General features: G+C 69.8%; 16 protein-coding genes. 10 read left to right on the top strand and 6 right to left on the bottom strand.

The window, feature by feature from the left end; genetic code table 11:
- Nucleotides 1-12 precede the first annotated feature (12 nt).
- From ACOYW6_RS05595 to ACOYW6_RS05575, 5 genes are read left to right on the top strand one after another with little or no spacing between them, the layout of a single operon-like run.
- On the top strand, nt 13-1,464 hold the full coding sequence (locus ACOYW6_RS05595) for a M28 family peptidase (protein WP_423142824.1): 1,452 nt from the start codon (nt 13-15) through the stop codon (nt 1,462-1,464).
- Nucleotides 1,465-1,503: 39 nt separating this feature from the next.
- The gene (gene guaB, locus ACOYW6_RS05590; protein ID WP_423142823.1) at nt 1,504-3,027 is read left to right on the top strand and encodes an IMP dehydrogenase; all 1,524 of its coding nucleotides are present in this window, start codon (nt 1,504-1,506) and stop codon (nt 3,025-3,027) included.
- A complete protein-coding gene (locus ACOYW6_RS05585) occupies nt 3,024-3,680 on the top strand; it encodes a GNAT family N-acetyltransferase (protein WP_423142822.1) in 657 nt (218 codons plus the stop codon). The genes guaB and ACOYW6_RS05585 overlap by 4 nt, the downstream gene beginning before the upstream one ends.
- Complete coding sequence (locus ACOYW6_RS05580; protein ID WP_423142821.1) at nt 3,677-4,852, top strand: RsmB/NOP family class I SAM-dependent RNA methyltransferase; 1,176 nt, start codon at nt 3,677-3,679, stop codon at nt 4,850-4,852. Before ACOYW6_RS05585 ends, ACOYW6_RS05580 begins: the two co-directional genes overlap by 4 nt.
- A 38-nt stretch (nt 4,853-4,890) precedes the next feature.
- Nucleotides 4,891-5,400 carry a tetratricopeptide repeat protein gene (locus ACOYW6_RS05575; protein ID WP_423142820.1) on the top strand — a complete coding sequence of 170 codons (510 nt, stop codon included), beginning with the start codon at nt 4,891-4,893 and terminating at the stop codon, nt 5,398-5,400.
- Here ACOYW6_RS05575 and ACOYW6_RS05570 read toward each other — a convergent pair.
- Complete coding sequence (locus tag ACOYW6_RS05570) at nt 5,397-5,882, bottom strand: RNA pyrophosphohydrolase (RefSeq protein WP_423142819.1); 486 nt, start codon at nt 5,880-5,882, stop codon at nt 5,397-5,399. The two genes, ACOYW6_RS05575 and ACOYW6_RS05570, sit on opposite strands and share 4 nt — an antisense overlap.
- Nucleotides 5,883-6,062: 180 nt before the next feature.
- On the opposite strand from ACOYW6_RS05570, the gene ACOYW6_RS05565 reads away from it, so the two are divergent.
- Genes ACOYW6_RS05565 through ACOYW6_RS05555 form a run of 3 tightly spaced genes read left to right on the top strand, consistent with a single transcriptional unit; the run spans nt 6,063 to nt 9,272 of the window.
- Entirely contained in the window at nt 6,063-8,000 is a 1,938-nt protein-coding gene (locus ACOYW6_RS05565) for a 2-oxoacid:acceptor oxidoreductase subunit alpha (RefSeq protein ID WP_423142818.1), read from the top strand.
- Nucleotides 7,997-8,221: a hypothetical protein gene (locus tag ACOYW6_RS05560; protein ID WP_423142817.1), complete on the top strand. Its 225-nt coding sequence runs from the start codon at nt 7,997-7,999 to the stop codon at nt 8,219-8,221. Before ACOYW6_RS05565 ends, ACOYW6_RS05560 begins: the two co-directional genes overlap by 4 nt.
- Before the next feature lie 4 nt (nt 8,222-8,225).
- Nucleotides 8,226-9,272, top strand: a complete 1,047-nt coding sequence (locus ACOYW6_RS05555) for a 2-oxoacid:ferredoxin oxidoreductase subunit beta (RefSeq protein ID WP_423142816.1) — start codon at nt 8,226-8,228, stop codon at nt 9,270-9,272.
- A gap of 9 nt (nt 9,273-9,281) precedes the next feature.
- On the opposite strand, the gene ACOYW6_RS05550 is transcribed toward ACOYW6_RS05555, so the two are convergent.
- Nucleotides 9,282-10,046, bottom strand: a complete 765-nt coding sequence (locus ACOYW6_RS05550; protein WP_423142815.1) for a phosphatase PAP2 family protein — start codon at nt 10,044-10,046, stop codon at nt 9,282-9,284.
- A 43-nt stretch (nt 10,047-10,089) separates the two neighbouring features.
- A complete protein-coding gene (locus tag ACOYW6_RS05545) occupies nt 10,090-10,746 on the bottom strand; it encodes a phosphatase PAP2 family protein (protein ID WP_423142814.1) in 657 nt (218 codons plus the stop codon).
- 97 nt (nt 10,747-10,843) lie between these two features.
- Here ACOYW6_RS05545 and ACOYW6_RS05540 point away from each other — a divergent pair, with 97 nt between their 5' ends.
- Together ACOYW6_RS05540 and ACOYW6_RS05535 are read left to right on the top strand one after the other, a co-directional pair.
- Nucleotides 10,844-12,226 carry a cryptochrome/photolyase family protein gene (locus ACOYW6_RS05540; protein ID WP_423142813.1) on the top strand — a complete coding sequence of 461 codons (1,383 nt, stop codon included), beginning with the start codon at nt 10,844-10,846 and terminating at the stop codon, nt 12,224-12,226.
- A gap of 34 nt (nt 12,227-12,260) precedes the next feature.
- Nucleotides 12,261-13,496: a class I SAM-dependent methyltransferase gene (locus tag ACOYW6_RS05535; RefSeq protein ID WP_423142812.1), complete on the top strand. Its 1,236-nt coding sequence runs from the start codon at nt 12,261-12,263 to the stop codon at nt 13,494-13,496.
- A gap of 36 nt (nt 13,497-13,532) precedes the next feature.
- Here the strand turns inward: ACOYW6_RS05535 and ACOYW6_RS05530 are convergent, their stop codons facing one another.
- The 3 genes from ACOYW6_RS05530 to purF all read right to left on the bottom strand — a co-directional run bounded on the left by ACOYW6_RS05530 (nt 13,533) and on the right by purF (nt 16,181).
- A complete protein-coding gene (locus tag ACOYW6_RS05530; protein WP_423142811.1) occupies nt 13,533-13,892 on the bottom strand; it encodes a PilZ domain-containing protein in 360 nt (119 codons plus the stop codon).
- Nucleotides 13,893-13,978: 86 nt separating this feature from the next.
- Nucleotides 13,979-14,692 carry an SDR family NAD(P)-dependent oxidoreductase gene (locus ACOYW6_RS05525; RefSeq protein WP_423142810.1) on the bottom strand — a complete coding sequence of 238 codons (714 nt, stop codon included), beginning with the start codon at nt 14,690-14,692 and terminating at the stop codon, nt 13,979-13,981.
- A 22-nt stretch (nt 14,693-14,714) separates the two neighbouring features.
- Entirely contained in the window at nt 14,715-16,181 is a 1,467-nt protein-coding gene (purF, locus tag ACOYW6_RS05520) for an amidophosphoribosyltransferase (protein ID WP_423142809.1), read from the bottom strand.
- Nucleotides 16,182-16,292 lie beyond the last annotated feature (111 nt).

Genomic DNA, 16,292 nt, shown 5'->3' with positions numbered 1-16,292 from the left:
GCAGCATCAGCGATGAAGCGTTGCACCGCCGCATTTGCGGCGGTCGTGCTGCTGGGCGCCGCGCCGGCCCCCACGCTCGAGGCCGAGCTCGCACGCCACATCGGCGTGCTGGCGTCGGACGATTTTGGCGGCCGCCTGCCCGGCACCGATGGCGAGGCCAAGACCTTGCGGTACCTGGCGCGCGAACTGTTCGGCGCCGGGCTCGTCTCCGGCACGAACGAGCCGGCCAACCCGTGGTTCGCGCCGGTCACCATTATCGCGCGCGAACCGGCCGGCGGCAGCGCGCAGTTCTCGCGCCGGGGGCGCTCGATCTACGTGCCCGGCAGCGACGTGCTGGTGCTGACCTCCGGCGAACGCGCGGTCGCGCAATCGGCGCCGCTGCTGTTCGTGGGCGCTGGCGCGGCGATCCCGCCACGCGGCGAACTGGCGGGGCGGGCGGTGCTGTTGCTCGACGGCGGACGGCAGGATTCCGCGCGGCAGAACGCGCTGCTGGCGGGCGGGGCGGCGGCGGTCATCACGGTGCTCGACGGCGCGCGGACGCTCGACTCGGTGCGCGCGCGGCGCCAGCGCAGCGGCTATGCGCTGACCGGCGGCGACCTTGGCGGCGACCTCGAGGCGTTCATGACGCCCACCGCGCTCGACCGGGCGCTGGCAGGGGCCAGGCTTTCGACCGCGCAACTGGCCGCCCGCGCCGCGGCGGCCGATTTCGTGCCGATGCCGCTCGACTTGTCGGTCGCGCTCGAGGCGAGCAGCCGCGAGACGCGGATTTCGACGCATAACCTGATCGCGCGCATCCCCGGCCGCCATCCGGACGCCGGCGCGGTCATGCTGATGGCGCACTGGGACGGGTTCGGGCGCTGCGGCAAGCCGGGCGATGCCGATGCGATCTGCAACGGCGCGGTCGACAATGCCAGCGGCGTAGCCGTGATGACCGAGATCGCGCGCCGCCTGGCGGCCGGGCCGCGGCTCGAGCGCGACGTCTATTTCGTCGCCACCACGGGCGAGGAGATGGGACTGCTGGGCGCGCAGGCCCTGCTGGAGAACCCGCCGCTGCCGCTCGACCGGATTGTCGCCGCCCTCAACATCGACAGTGTCGCGGTGGCGCCCGCTGGCACGCCGCTGACGATCGTGGGCAAGGGGCTGACCCGCCTCGATCCGGTGATCGCGCAAGTCGCGCGCGAGCAGAAGCGCAAACTGGTCGACAGCCCGCTAGCCGAAACCTTCCTCAAGCGGCAGGACGGCTGGGCTTTGCTGCAGCGCGACGTGCCGGCGGTTATGGTGTCGAGCGCCTATGCCGACCCCGCGGCGATGCAGCACTTCATCGACACCCGCTATCACCGCGCCGGCGACGAGGCGACCAACCTGGTGCTGGGCGGCGCCGCCGGCGACGTGACCTTCCAGGTGGCGCTGGTGCGGCGCCTGGCCGATCCGCGCCGGGTGCCGCTGGAAAGCGTCCGGCGTTAGGCCGGCGCCGCGCTGGCCATACCGGGGCGGCGCGTTTACATGGGCCGCCACGAATCGACCCGAACCCGAAGAAGGCGCGCTGTGGCCCCCGATACCATCCCTGACCTCGTGATCCCGTTGGGCCTGACGTTCGACGACGTGCTGCTGCGCCCGGCGGAATCGGACATCCTGCCCACGTCCGCGGACACGCGCACCCGGCTGACGCGCGAGATCGCGCTGAATATCCCGGTGATCTCCAGCGCGATGGACACCGTGACCGAGGCCGACATGGCAATCGTCATGGCGCAGCTTGGCGGGATCGGCGTCCTGCATCGCAACTTGTCGGTCGAGGAACAATGCGCAGCGGTGCGCGCGGTCAAGCGCTTCGAAAGCGGCATGGTCGTCAACCCGATCACGATTGCGCCCGACGCCACGCTGGGCGAGGCGCGCGCGCTGATGGAAACTAACCGCATCAGCGGCATCCCGGTGGTCGAAGGATCGGGCAAGCTGGTCGGCATCCTGACCAACCGCGACACCCGTTTCGCGATGAACCCGAACCAGCCGGTGCGCGAACTGATGACGAGCGAGAACCTGGCGACCGTGCGTGCCGGGGTCGGCTCCGAAGAAGCGCAGAAGCTGCTGCACCAGCGCCGGATCGAGAAGCTGCTGGTGGTCGACGATGCCTATCGCTGCGTCGGCCTGATCACGGTCAAGGACATCGAGAAGGCGGTCAACTACCCGGCCGCGACCAAGGACGCCTCGGGCCGGCTGCGCGTGGCGGCTGCCACCACCGTCGGCGACAAGGGTTACGAGCGGACCGAGGCGCTGCTCGCCGCCGATTGCGACGTCGTGATCATCGACACCGCGCACGGTCACAACAAGGACGTCGCGCGCGCGGTGGAGCGGGTGAAGCGGCTGTCGAATTCGGCGCAGGTCGTGGCCGGCAACGTCGCCACCGCGGAGGCCGCGCGCGCGCTGGTCGACGCCGGGGCCGACGCGATCAAGGTCGGCATCGGGCCTGGTTCGATCTGCACCACGCGGATCGTCGCGGGCGTCGGCGTGCCGCAGCTGACCGCGGTCATGGACGCGGCGCGCGCCGCGGCCGAACGCGGTGTGCCGGTGATCGCCGACGGCGGCATCCGCACCTCTGGCGACGCGGCCAAGGCGCTGGCCGCCGGGGCCAGCACGATCATGATCGGATCGATGCTGGCCGGCACCGAGGAAGCGCCCGGCGAGACGTTCCTGTACCAGGGCCGCGCCTACAAGTCGTATCGCGGCATGGGCAGCGTCGGCGCCATGGCGCGCGGCAGCGCCGACCGCTATTTCCAGCAGGAAATCAAGGACCAGATGAAGCTGGTGCCCGAGGGTATCGAAGGCCAGGTCGCCTACAAGGGCACGGCGCGCGATGTCGTCCACCAGCTGGTCGGCGGGATCAAGGCGGCGATGGGCTATACCGGCTCGGCCACTATCGACGATCTTCGCACGCGTGCGCAGTTCGTGCGCATCACTAACGCCGGCCTGCGCGAAAGCCACGTCCACGACGTGACGATCACGCGCGAGGCGCCCAACTACCCGACGCGGTGAGCCTGCCGGCGGTGGACGCGGGTGTCGACCGGGACCTTGTGCACGCCTGGCTGGCCGGGCGCTCGCTGGCGCGCGGGATCGCGGCGCCGGTGCCCGACCGCGGCGGCTACCGCATCGACACCGCCAGCGCCGCCGAGACCACCCGCTGGGTCTATGCCGACGCCGACGAGCGCATTGCCGAGCTGGCGCGCGGCATCGCCGGGCCCGGCTACCTGATCAAGCTGTGCGGCACGGCAAGTCAGCTTGCCGCCCTGCTGCCGGGCGGCTGGCACACCGAGGCGACCGGGTTCTTCATGATCGGCACGGCACGCTGCGAGCCATCGCCGCTTCCCGCCGGCTATGATGCCGCCCTGCGCGAAGACGGAGGCGCGGCCGAGGTGACGATCACGGCGCCGGACGGAACCGTCGCCGCGCGCGGCTTTGCCGGCGAGACGCCGGGCGGGTTCACCTATGACCGCATCGTCGCCGAGCCGGACCATCGGCGCATCGGTCTGGGCCGCGCGGTTATGGCGCGGCTGGCGGCCGCCAAGCGCGACCCCGCGCGGCCCGACCTGCTGGTCGCCACGCCGATGGGACGGCTGCTTTACGAGGCGCTCGGCTGGCGGGTGCTGTCGCCTTACGCGACCGCGACGCAGCCGGGCACCCCGGCATGACGCCGGCCGCGCGCGTAGCCGCCGCGATCGCGGTCCTGGACGCCGTGATCGCCGCCGCGCGCAGCGGCGGGGCCCCGGCGGACCGCCTCCTGGCGGACTGGTTCCGCACCCGCCGGTTCGCTGGATCGAAAGACCGCCGCGCGGTCCGCGAGCTTGTCTATGCCGCGATCCGCGCCTGCGGGCCGGTGCCCGTGACCGGGCGCGCCGCGCTGTTGCGCCTGGCTGCCGGCGACGCGGCCATGGCAGCGCTGTTCGACGGCGAGGGCTACGCACCCGCACCGATCGCCTCGGGCGAACCGGTGGCCGAGGGCGGCATCGCCCCGGCGTGGCTGGCCGAGCGGCTGGCCGGCTCGGACGTCGCCGGGGCGGAGGCGAAGGCACTGCTGGACCGGGCGCCGCTCGACGTGCGGATCAACCCGCTGCGCGGCGACGGCTTGCCCGACCTGCCGCTTTGCGGAGAGCCGACCGCCGCCCCCGGGGCGCTGCGTTTCCCCGCCGGCACCCCGGTCGAAAGCTGGGATGCCTACACGGCCGGCCGGATCGAGGTGCAGGACAGCGGCTCGCAGCTGGCCTGCCAGGCGGTGGGTGCGCAGCCGGGCGAGACGGTGATCGACTTGTGCGCCGGGGCCGGCGGCAAGACCCTGGCGCTGGCCGCAACGATGCAGGACCGCGGCCGGCTGATCGCCGCAGACACCGATCGCGGGCGGCTGTCCAACCTGCCGCCCCGGGCGGAGCGGGCCGGGGCGAGCATCATCGAGACCCGCCTGCTCGACCCCGATCGCGAAGCCGCGGCGATGGCCGACCTGGCCGGACAGGCCGACGCCGTACTGGTCGACGCGCCCTGTTCGGGCACCGGGACATGGCGGCGCAACCCCGAGGCGCGCTGGCGCCTCACACCCGCGCTGCTGGCGCGCTACACTGCCGTCCAGGCGCGGCTGCTCGACATCGCGGCGGCGCTGGTGGCTCCCGGCGGACGGCTGGTATTCATCACCTGCTCGCTGCTCGACGAGGAGGGCGCCGACCAGGTCGCCGCGTTCCTGGCGCGGCATCCGCAGTGGCGCGCGGCGCCGCCGGCGCTGGGGGCGGGAACGCCGCGCGGCGAGGGAATTCGCCTCACGCCCGGAACCGACGGCACCGACGGGTTTTTCATCGCCCGTATAGACCGGCCATGATAGACCGCCCGGCCATGTCTTCGCCCAAGGAGTTGCTGATGCGCTACACCCCCGCCGCGCTTTGCCTGTCGCTGATCGCCATGGTCAGCGCCAGCGGCACGTTCGGGGCGGCGCCGGCCGAACCGCTCGACCCGCGTGCGCGCGCGCTGATCGCGCAGGGTGAAGCGGCGGAAAGCGCGGGCCAGGTCGACGCCGCTGTCGATGCGTTCGAGGCGGCGCTGGCGATCCAGCCCGGCAGCGTCGCGGTGCTGGTGACGTTGGCCGACGCCACCCGCCGCCAGGGCATGCAGGGCAAGGCGCTGCACTACTACCGCGAGGCGCTGGAGCGTGAGCCCGACAACCAGGCCGCCATCGCCGGCGAAGGCGCGGCGCTGGTCGAAAAGGGTGCGGTCGAAAAGGCCCGCCGCAACCTGGCGCGGCTTCAGCAGCTGTGCGGCGGCTCGTGTCCGCCGGCGCAATCGCTGGCCGCCGCGATCAGCAAGGGGCCAACCCCGCAGGTCGTCACCGCCGACCAGGTCAAGTCGCAGCCGGTGGTGACCAGCAACTAGATCCGGTCGGCGAACTGGGCCAGCACGGCGCGGTAGACGTCGCGCTTGAACGGCACGATCAGGTCCGGAAGCGTCGCCGGTTCGACCCATTTCCATTCGCAGAACTCGGCCGGGTCGTGCGCATCGAGCTTGATGTCTGCGTCGCGGCCCTTGAAGCGTGCCAGCAGCCACATCTGGCGCTGCCCGCGATAGCGTCCGCCCCACAGCTTGCCGAGCAGCTCGGGCGGAAGATCGTAGTACAGCTCCTCGCTGCACCGCGCCTCGATCGGGGCCAGCGCGGGGTCGATGCCGGTTTCCTCGGCCAGTTCGCGCTTGGCCGCCATGTCGAGGTCCTCGCCGGGATCGATGCCGCCCTGCGGCATCTGCCAGGCGTCGCCCTCGCGGTTGTCGATCCGCTTGCCGACGAAAACCTTGCCCTCGGCGTTGACGAGCATGACCCCCACGCAGGGGCGATAGGGCAGGTTGGCAAGGTCGACGGTCATGCGGGATGGCACCTTTCGCGGCGGGGACTAGCGGGGCAGCAAACGCCTGACCAGCGCCCGGGTGCCGCGCTTTTGCGAACGGACGGTTTTTCTTGCCCGGCGCCGCTTTGCCGCCGCCACAGTTTTTCTTGATTGTCCCGGCGGGGGGGAGGATTAGGGCAGCCGCCACAAGGAGTAAGCATGGCAACCCAGTTACAGCCGCAGGATACCGCGCCCGAAGCGGTGGTCGTTCGTTTCGCGGGCGACTCGGGCGACGGGATGCAGCTGACCGGGGGGCAGTTCACGCTGTCGACCGCGCTGGCCGGCAACGACCTGGCCACGTTCCCCGATTTCCCGGCCGAGATCCGCGCCCCGCAAGGGACGTTGTTCGGCGTCAGCGCATTCCAGATCAACTTCGGATCGACCGATATCGAGACCGCGGGCGACGCGCCCGACGTGCTGGTGGCGATGAATCCGGCGGCGCTCAAGACCAATGTCGGTGCGCTCAGGCCGGGCGGCCTGATCATCGCCGACACCGGCGAGTTCACGCGCCGCAACCTCGACAAGGCGAAGTACGCCGCCAGCCCGTTCGAGGACGGCAGCCTGGAAAAATGGCAGGTGCTGGCCTTCGACATCAGCGCGCTGACGCTTGAGGCGGTGAAGCCCTTCGGCCTTGGCAACAAGGAAGCGCTGCGCTGCAAGAACATGTGGACGCTGGGCCTGGCGCTGTGGATGTTCGATCGCGACCGCGCCCCGCTGGTCGCCTGGCTGAACCAGAAATTCGCGAAGAACCCGGTCCTGGCCGATGCCAACGTCGCCGCGCTCAACGCCGGGCACGCTTATGGCGAAACGGCGGAATTGGCCGGCCCGCTGCGGCAGGTCCATGTCGCCCCGGTCGAAAGCGAACCGGGCCTCTATCGCACCGTCACCGGCGCCGAGGCGATCAGCCTCGGGCTGGTCGCAGGGGCGCAGCTGGCCGAGCTGCCGATGTTCTTCGGCGGCTATCCGATCACCCCGGCCTCCGCGATCCTGCACCACCTGGCGCGGCTCAAGGAATTCGGTGTCACAACCTTCCAGGCCGAGGACGAGATTGCGGCGATCTGTTCCGCGATCGGCGCGTCATACGCCGGTCAGCTGGGCGTCACCAGTTCGTCGGGCCCGGGCATCGCGCTCAAGGGCGAGGCGATGGGGCTGGCGATCATGACCGAGCTGCCGCTGGTCATCGTCAATTCGCAGCGCGGCGGGCCCAGCACCGGCCTGCCGACCAAGACGGAGCAGAGCGACCTTTACCAGGCGGTTTACGGCCGCAACGGCGATGCGCCGATGCCGGTGCTCGCCGCGCGCAGCCCGGCCGATGCCTTCGACGTCGCGATCGAGGCGTGCCGCCTCGCGGTGCAGTACATGACCCCGGTAATCCTGCTTACCGACGGCTACATCGCCAACGCGGCCGAGCCGTGGAAGGTGCCCGACCCGGCCAGCTACACGCCGTTCCCGGTGACGTTCCTAGAGGAGAAAAACGCCGCGAACCCTGACGGGACCGCTACGCTGCTCCCCTTCAAGCGCGACGAAAAAGGCGCGCGGCCGTGGATCAAGCCCGGCACGCCGGGCCTGATGCACCGCATCGGCGGGATCGAGAAGGCGGTGGATACCGGGCACATCGATTATTCGCCCGGCAACCACCAGGCGATGACCGACGCCCGCAAGGCCAAGATCGACGGTATCGCCGGCGCCATTCCCGACCAGGACGTCTGCCTGGGCGCGCCGGGCGGCAAGCTTGTCGTGGTCGGCTGGGGCAGCACCTTCGGCCCGATCCACCAGGCGGTGCGGCGGATGCGCAAGCGCGGGTTCGATGCCAGCCACGTTCACGTCCGCCACGTCTGGCCGCTGCCCAAAAACCTCGGCGAGCTGCTCAAGGGCTACGACCATGTGCTGGTGCCCGAGATGAACACCGGCCAGTTCAAGACCGTGCTGCGCGACCAGTACCTGGTCGACGCCCGCCCGCTGACCAAGACCAGCGGCCAACCGTTCACGATCAGCGAGATCGAGGATGCCATCGCCGAACTGCTGGGCGGCGGCAGCGGCGGCGAAGTCGATGCCGACACTACCCAGTTGCCCAGCATCGAGGCGGTGAATCCGTGAGACTGGAAAATCTTGACGGCATGTCATCGGAGCAGTTGATGCTTCGCGATCTTATTTACGAAATTCCGGACCTTTTGGTTGATGCCGACAAGGAAAATCGTGATTTCCAGCATGGCGTTTTCACTGCGCTGCGCCTGTTAGAATGGAAGCTACAAAGCTTCGAAATCGATCAGTCTCGATTTACGCGGCAAATGCCGGACATTGAAGCTTGGTACAGGTGAACCCATGAACGACATGACCCCGATCACGACCACGCTCAAGGACTGGGAAACCGACCAGGAGGTGCGCTGGTGCCCCGGTTGCGGCGATTACGCGATCCTGAAAGCGGTGCAGCGCACGTTGCCCGAACTGGGCGCGGATCCGAAGAACACGGTGTTCGTCAGCGGGATCGGCTGCTCCAGCCGGTTTCCCTATTACATCGAAAGCTACGGGTTCCACACCATCCACGGCCGCGCGCCCGCCTTTGCCACCGGCATCAAGCTGGCCAACCCGAAACTGGACGTGTGGCTGGTCACCGGGGACGGCGACGGGCTGAGCATCGGCGGCAATCACACGATGCACGTGCTGCGCCGCAATCTCGACTGCCAGATCCTGCTGTTCAACAACGAGATCTACGGTCTGACCAAGGGCCAGGCATCGCCGACCAGCCGCGTCGGCACCACCAGCCCGTCCACGCCGCTCGGCTCGGTCGATCGGCCAGCGAGCCCGTGTGCGTTCGCGCTGGGTGCCGGCGCCCGGTTCGTGGCGCGCGGGTACGACGTGTCGAAGAACCTGCCCGAAGTCCTCAAGGCGGCCCATGCGCACAAGGGCGCCGCCTTCATCGAGATCTTCCAGAACTGCATCGTCTACAACAAGGACGTGTTCAACGATTTCGCCGCCCCCAAGGGTTCGGAGGATCGCCAGCTCTGGCTCAAGAACGGCGAGCCGATGCTGTTCGGCAGCGAGAAGACCGGCGGCGTCAAGGGCCTCGCGCTCGATGCCGAAACGCTTTCGCTCAAGGTTGTCGACGTGGCCGACAGCGACTGGCGCCGGGCGGGGGTGATCGTCCACGACGTGACCAACCGCAGCCTGGCGCACATGCTCGTCGAACTCCCGTTCGGCGCCTTCCCGATGGCCCTGGGGGTCATCTACGACGATCCGCGCCCGACGTACGAGGCCGCCGTGGCCGAGGAGATCGGCAAGGCGACCGCGGGCAAGACCGCCAACCTCGCCAAGCTGCTGGCCAAGGGTCAGACCTGGACCGTGGGCGGAACCGCCGCCGACCCGATCTAGCGGGCGACGTCAGGCCCGGGTGACGGTGCCGGGGGTCGCAGCCTCGAGCGAGGCGGCGGCCTTCTCGGCCGCGGCCTTGGCCGGTTTGTGAAGCAGGGCGGACGCGGCAAAGGCCCAGCCCGCGCCGCCCAGCCAGCCGGCGGCCACATCGCTGGGCCAATGAACGCCCAGCCACACCCGGCTCAGCCCGATCAGCAGGGTCAGCGCGATCGCGCTGGCGATCAGGGTGATCCGCACCGACTGCCGCGGGCTCATCGCCGCAAAGGCCAGCGCGATGGCGATGTAGACGACCGCGGAATTGAACGCGTGGCCGCTGGGAAAGCTGGTGCCGGCGGCTTCGGTGAGGTGCGGCACGATCGTGGGCCGGGCACGCCCGACCACGTGCTTGGCCAGCGAATCGAGCACCCAGCCGCCGATGATCGTGCCCGCCAGCACCAGTGCCTCACGGCGCAGGCGCAGGAACAGCAAGGCGGCGATCGCGCCAAGCGCGAACAGGTGCCGCAGCAGGACCCCGCCAAGAGCGGTCAGGTCGCGGACGCCTTCGAGCAGCCAGCCGGGGCCGCGCGCGTGAAGATCGGTCCCGCCCCGCCAGAACAGCAGCCCGGCCGCGTCGATCCCGCTCGACCGGCCGGTCTGGACGGCAAAGACCACCGCCGCGAAGCCGATCCAGCAGATCAGCGCGGCGATGCCGGCGCGGCGCGGATCGATGCGCCAGCCGCGCGCCGGAAGGACGATGGCTTCGGCGGGGCGGGGGCTATCGGTCGCGGGGTCCATGGCGCAGTAAGTCCTGTCCCGCGCGGCCGTTCCTTCGCCGCGTTCAGTGCCCCAGCCAGCACTGCCCGATTGCCAGCGCCAGGCACCACCATCCCGTGCCGACCAGCCAGCCGGCGGTCACGTCGGTTGGCCAGTGAACCCCCAGCCAGACGCGGCTGAACGCCACCATGAGTGATAGGGTCAGCGCCGCGATCAGCGCGGCTGTCAGGCCCGTTGGCCCCAGGACCGGGGCAAAGGCCAGCGCCAGCCCGCAATAGACCAGCGAGGCGTTGAGCGTGTGGCCGCTGGGAAAGCTGGGGCCGCCCGCGCGCGCCAGGCGCGGCACCAGGGTGGGGCGCTTGCGCTTGAAGGTTTTCTTGATCACGCCGTCGACGATCCACCCGCTGGCCAGCGCGGCCACCAGCCACAGCGCGCTGTCCGGATAACCAAGGTGCCAAAGCCACAGCGCCAGCGGCGCCGCGATGGCATAGCGCACCACCGGCCCGCCCAGCTGCGTCAGTCCGCGCATCACCGGCGCCCAGCCGATGCCCAGCCGCGGCTTGCCCGAGGGATAGCGCGGCGCAGTCAGCCAGCGGCGGTCGAACTGCCGGGTCTGGTCGTGCGCGACCAGCCGGTCCAGGACCAGGAACAGGGCGAAGCACACCGCGGCGAAAATTAACGCGGGCGCGGGCGCAACAAGGTCGGGAAGCGGATGAAGCATCGTCGCGCTGATAGCGGCGCGCCGCCCGCTGGCAAGCGCGCGGAACCGGCCGGGGCGCGGCACGTTTCGGTGGGCATAATCCCGGGGGAGAGACCGCTTGCCTGCCGCTTCGATCGTATGGCTGCGCCGTGACCTGCGGCTGGCCGACCAGCCCGCGTTTCACGCCGCGGCCAGCGCCGGGCCCGTCATTCCGGTCTACGTCCTGGACGACGATGGCGCGGGCAGGCGCAAGCCGGGCGGCGCTGCCCGGTGGTGGCTGCATCACAGCCTGGCGGCACTGGAGCGGGACCTCGACGAACGCGGCAGCAAGCTGATCCTGCGCAGAGGCGACGCGGCGGCGGCGCTTGCCGCCGTGGCGCGCGCGGCCGGGATAGCGGCGGTCCACGCGCTCCATCACTACGAACCATGGGAAATCGCGGCGGAAAAGGCCGTTGCCGGCGCGCTCGACCTGACCCTGCATGACGGCGCCTACCTGGCGCCGCCGCTGACGGTCCGCACTGGCAGCGACAAGCCGTACCGGATATTCACGCCGTTCTGGCGCGCGCTGGGTGCGACGATGCCGCCCGCCGATCCCTTACCGCGGCCGCATCTTCGCGCTCCCGCGAACTGGCCGGCCTCGGACGGCCTGGACGACTGGCACCTGGTGCCGACCAGCCCCGACTGGGCCAGCGGTTTCGCAAAGGAATGGCGCGCCGGCGAAATTGCCGCGCACGACCAGTTGGACGATTTCCTCCACCGCGTCGGCGACTACGAGGAGGACCGCAACCTGCCCGCGCGGGACGGGTCATCGCGCCTGTCGCCGCACCTCCACTGGGGCGAGATTTCACCAGGCCAGGTCTGGCACGCGCTGGCCGGCAACCGCGGCAAGGGCGCCGACACCTTTCGCAGCGAACTTGCCTGGCGCGATTTCGCCCAGAACCTGATCGCGCAGTTCCCCGACTATGGCGACGAACCCTACCGCCCCGAATATGCCCGACTGGCGTGGCGCGATCCCATGCGCGACGCCGCCGCGGCGGCAGACCTCAAGGCCTGGCAACGGGGACGCACCGGCTATCCGATCGTCGATGCCGGGATGCGGCAGCTGTGGGCAACCGGGTGGATGCACAACCGCGTGCGGATGATCGCGGCAAGCTTCCTGGTGAAGCACCTGCTGATCGACTGGCGCCACGGCGAGCGCTGGTTCTGGGACACGCTGGTTGATGCCGACTATGGCAACAATGCCACGAACTGGCAGTGGATCGCCGGCAGCGGCGTGGACGCGAGCCTGTTCAGCCGGATCATGGCGCCGCTGGTCCAATCGGCCAAGTTCGCTGCCGGGGACTACATCCGCCACTGGGTTCCCGAGCTGGCGAAGCTGCCCGACGCCGACATCCACGATCCCGCCGATCGCCCCCGGGGCTACCCCGAACCGCTTGTCGACCACCGCGCCGCGCGCGAACGGGCGCTGGCCGCCTATCGCCACGCGCGCGCGGCATCTTGAACAGCGGCGCGGCCATGCCCATAGCGGCCTGAGAATGGCGACACGGGCTGAGGACAGGGGAGAGGCGCTGGTCGCCGGGGGACGGGCCGTGAAGATGGGCCCGCGCTGGCTGGCGCGCGCGTTCGCGGGATCTGGCGGCGCCATCCTCGACCGGATCGATCGCGGGCTGGCCGCCGGGCGTATCGACGGCATCCTGCCCGATGGGACGCGCCGCACGCTGGGCGGCCGCGCGCCGGGCTTCGTGGCCGAAGTGGAGCTGAAGGACTGGCGCGCACTGCTTCGCGTCGCCACCAGCGGCTCGGTCGGGCTGTTCCAGGGGTGGGACAAGGGCGAATGGTCCAGCCCCGACCCGGTCCAGCTGTTCGCGCTGTTCATGGCAAATGCGGCCACGCTGGGGGACCTGGCGCGGGCGCGCGGACCGTGGCGCTGGCTCGCCAGCCGCCTGCACAAGGCGCGGGCCAACAGCCGCGCCGGGGCGGCGCGCAACATTCACCGCCATTACGACCTGGGCAACGATTTCTACGCCGCCTGGCTCGATCCCGCGATGGTCTATTCAAGCGCGCGCTTCGACCTTGGCCCCGATTCGCTCGCCGCCGCGCAGGACGACAAGCTGCGGGCGATCGCATCGCGCGTGGAAGGCGCAAAAACAGTACTCGAGATCGGTTGCGGCTGGGGCGCACTGGCGGCACGCCTGCGCGGCGGCGGCGCTGCCGTGACCGCGATCAGCCTGTCGGAAGCGCAACTGGCCTATGCCCGCGCCGCGCACGACGGCATCGATTTCCGTCACCAGGACTACCGCGACGTTGCCGGTACGTTCGATGCGATCGTCAGTGTCGAGATGGTGGAGGCCTTGGGGCGCGAGTACTGGCCCGTTTTCATCGAAACGCTGGCCCGCAACCTCGGGCCCGGTGGGCGCGCCGCGCTACAGTTCATCACCCTGCGCGACGACCTGTACGATGCCTACGCGGCCAGCGCCGATTTTATCCAGGCGTACGTCTTCCCCGGCGGGATGCTGCTGCGGCTGAGCGAGTTTCGCAGGTTGGCCGAGGCGCATGGCTTTGCGTGGGAAAACCAGATCGATTTCGGCCCCGACTACGCCGAAACGCTAAGGCTGTGGCGCGACAATTTCGACGCGGCCGTACGCGACAACCGGCTGCCGCCCGGTTTCGACGATCGCTTCGTCAAACTGTGGCGGTACTACCTGATGTACTGCGAGGGCGGCTTTCGCGGCGGCGGCATCGACGTGCACCAGGTGACGCTGGTGCGCTGATCCGCCCCGTTGTCACGGGCAGCGCCGCGGCGGTGGTTACGCCACCGGCCGATAGACCTGGTCGCCGCGGAAGCGGGTCAGGATGTTGTCGTGGACGATCGGGCTGAGCAGGTTGTCGAACGCGCAGCCGGCCAGGCTGTTGTCCCACCAGATCACTTCGCCCTGCAGCGATTCCAGGCCCGGCAGCGTCAGCCAGCACACCGTGCCGGGATGGACGCGGTTGATCGCCGCGGCGCAAAAACCGCTGATCGAAAGGTCGTGGACCACGGTCTGGAAACCGCGGCCGCCGCTCATCCGCAAGCTGGCAGGAATGGCGATTCGCGTGCGCGGCGAGCAGCGGTCTTCCTGCGCTGCGGTAACGTAGCGATCGCGCATGGCGAGCAGGTTGTCAGTCATTGACCCGTCTTCCCGACTAAAGCGTCTGTCACCCGGCGGTCGATGCCAGGCTTTGCGGAAGATGAGCGCCGCTGGTTAGGCGTCTCTTACGCGGCGTGGTTAACGCGCAGGCGATGCGGCGAAACGAAGGGTCCCGCCACCAGTCCGGCGATCGCCGCGCCGACCACGGCCGGGTCCTTGACCGACTGCGGATCCTCGCCGGGATAGGCCTTGGCGCGCATGTCGGTTCGGGTCGCGCCCGGATCGACCACCGCGACGCGGACGCGGCCGATGTTCGCCTGTTCGTGCGCATAGCTCATCGCCAGGACCTCGCCCGCTGCCTTGGACGCGGCATAGGCGCCCCAGAACGCGCGCGGATCGATGGCGACGCTGGTGGTCAGGAACACAAAGCGGCCGTCGCCGCTCTTGCGCAGCAGCGGATCGAACCGCGCGATCAGCGTCTGGGTGGCGAGCGCATTGGTGGTCAGGGCGCGGGTAAAGCCTTTGCCGTCGATGTCCTGCACCGGGCCAAGTCCGGGCAGGATCGCGGCAGCGTGGACCAGGACGTCGAGCGCGGACCAGCGTTCGCTCAGCGCCGCGGCCAGCCGCGCGATGGCGTCGGCCTCGGCCAGGTCCATCGGCGCGATCGTGGCGGCGCCGCCGGCATCGAAGATGCGCTGCTCGACGCCTTCGAGCAGGCGGGCGTCGCGCGCTGTCAGGATCACGTGCGCGCCGGCGGCGGCCAGCGCTTCGGCGGTGGCGGCGCCGATACCGCGGCTCGCACCCGTGACGAGCGCGACTTGCCCTGCCAGCGCGTTCACGCGCGGTTCTCCTGTTTCACGCTCATGCGACGCGGCCGACCGGGAGGGGTAGCTGCGACGCGGGGACATCCTCCAGGTCGGTCAGCCGGGTCGGGTAATCGCCGGTGAAGCAGGCATCGCAATGCTGCGGGCAGGCGGCATTTCGCTCCGCTTCGCCGACCGCGCGATAAAGCCCGTCGATGCTGACGAAGGCCAGGCTGTCGGCGTGGATGAAGTCCGCCATCGCGGCGACGTCCATCTGCGCCGCCAGGAGCTTGGAGCGTTCGGGGGTATCGACGCCGTAGAAGCAGGAATGCCCCGTCGGCGGGCTGGCGACGCGCATGTGGACTTCGGCGGCGCCGGCATCGCGCATCATCTGGACGATCTTCATGCTGGTGGTGCCGCGCACGATCGAATCGTCGATCAGCACGATCCGCTTGCCAGCGACGATGGCGCGGTTGGCGTTGTGCTTGCGCTTGACGTCGGCGTGGCGCGCACCGTCCGATGGCTGGATGAACGTGCGCCCGACATAGTGCGAACGGATTATGCCGAGTTCGAACGGAACGCCCGATTGCTGGGCATAGCCGATCGCGGCGGGCACGCCGCTGTCGGGCACAGGGACGACCAGGTCGGCCTCGACCGGTGCTTCCTTGGCAAGTTCAACGCCGATGCGCTTGCGCACGTCGTAGACGGACTTGCCCGCCATGACCGAATCGGGACGGCTGAAATAGACGTGTTCGAAGATGCAGGGCCGTGGCGGGACCGCCGCGAACGGGCGGTGCGACCGGGCCGAACCGTCCATCGCCACTTCGATGACCTCGCCCGGATCGACCTCGCGCTCGAAATCGGCGCCGACGACGTCGAGGGCCACGGTTTCGCTGGCGAAAACGACCGCGTCGCCGATCTTGCCCATGACCAAAGGCCGGATTCCCAGCGGATCGCGGCAAGCGATCATGCCCCTGGGGGTAACGCAGATCAGCGAATAGGCGCCCTCGACAAGGCGCAGCGCGTCCACGAAGCGGTCGAGCAGGGTGGGATAGCGGCTGGTGGCGATCAGGTGGATGATCACTTCGGTGTCGGACGTCGACTGGAAGATCGCGCCCTTCTTCACCAGGTCGCGGCGCAGGGTCATCGCGTTCGATATGTTGCCGTTGTGCGCGATGGCGAAACCGCCGGTGGCAAGGTCCGCGAACAGCGGCTGGACGTTGCGCAAACCCGATCCGCCGGTGGTGGAATAGCGCACGTGGCCCGCCGCCATCGTCCCGGGCAGTTCGGCCAGCGCGGCGCCGCTGGAAAAGTTCTGGGCGACATGGCCAAGGCCGCGGCGCGAATAGAATTCCTGCCCATCGAAGCTGGTGATGCCGACCGCTTCCTGCCCGCGGTGCTGCAGGGCGTGGAGCCCCAGTGCCACCACCGCGGCGGCATCGCGCGATCCGGTGACGCCGAAGACGCCGCATTCCTCGTGCAGCGTATCGCCGTCAGCATCTTCGAAAGGGTGCATAAGGTTCATCGAATCCGCCGCCAGGGATGTCGCCGGCGCATTTGGGCGCTGGCCCCGGCGAAAGCAAGCGCCGCCATTGCCGATGCGCCGGATGCCGCCTACATCGCGCCGACACGACGT

The organism is Parablastomonas sp. CN1-191, assembly GCF_049354825.1.
Classification (GTDB): Bacteria; Pseudomonadota; Alphaproteobacteria; order Sphingomonadales; family Sphingomonadaceae; genus Novosphingobium.
The sequence above is the reverse complement of the archived record's forward strand: the minus strand, read 5'-3'. Positions and strand labels throughout refer to the sequence as shown.

Excerpts from the sequence above, each read along its gene's own strand:
- ACOYW6_RS05595 (WP_423142824.1), top strand. The coding sequence starts at position 13 with ATGAAGCGTTGCACCGCCGCATTTGCGGCGGTCGTGCTGCTGGGCGCC.
- guaB (WP_423142823.1), top strand. The coding sequence starts at position 1,504 with ATGGGCCGCCACGAATCGACCCGAACCCGAAGAAGGCGCGCTGTGGCC.
- ACOYW6_RS05580 (WP_423142821.1), top strand. The coding sequence starts at position 3,677 with ATGACGCCGGCCGCGCGCGTAGCCGCCGCGATCGCGGTCCTGGACGCC.
- ACOYW6_RS05575 (WP_423142820.1), top strand. The coding sequence starts at position 4,891 with ATGCGCTACACCCCCGCCGCGCTTTGCCTGTCGCTGATCGCCATGGTC.
- ACOYW6_RS05570 (WP_423142819.1), bottom strand. The coding sequence starts at position 5,882 with ATGACCGTCGACCTTGCCAACCTGCCCTATCGCCCCTGCGTGGGGGTC.
- ACOYW6_RS05565 (WP_423142818.1), top strand. The coding sequence starts at position 6,063 with ATGGCAACCCAGTTACAGCCGCAGGATACCGCGCCCGAAGCGGTGGTC.
- ACOYW6_RS05555 (WP_423142816.1), top strand. The coding sequence starts at position 8,226 with ATGAACGACATGACCCCGATCACGACCACGCTCAAGGACTGGGAAACC.
- ACOYW6_RS05550 (WP_423142815.1), bottom strand. The coding sequence starts at position 10,046 with ATGGACCCCGCGACCGATAGCCCCCGCCCCGCCGAAGCCATCGTCCTT.
- ACOYW6_RS05545 (WP_423142814.1), bottom strand. The coding sequence starts at position 10,746 with ATGCTTCATCCGCTTCCCGACCTTGTTGCGCCCGCGCCCGCGTTAATT.
- ACOYW6_RS05535 (WP_423142812.1), top strand. The coding sequence starts at position 12,261 with ATGGCGACACGGGCTGAGGACAGGGGAGAGGCGCTGGTCGCCGGGGGA.
- ACOYW6_RS05530 (WP_423142811.1), bottom strand. The coding sequence starts at position 13,892 with ATGACTGACAACCTGCTCGCCATGCGCGATCGCTACGTTACCGCAGCG.
- purF (WP_423142809.1), bottom strand. The coding sequence starts at position 16,181 with ATGAACCTTATGCACCCTTTCGAAGATGCTGACGGCGATACGCTGCAC.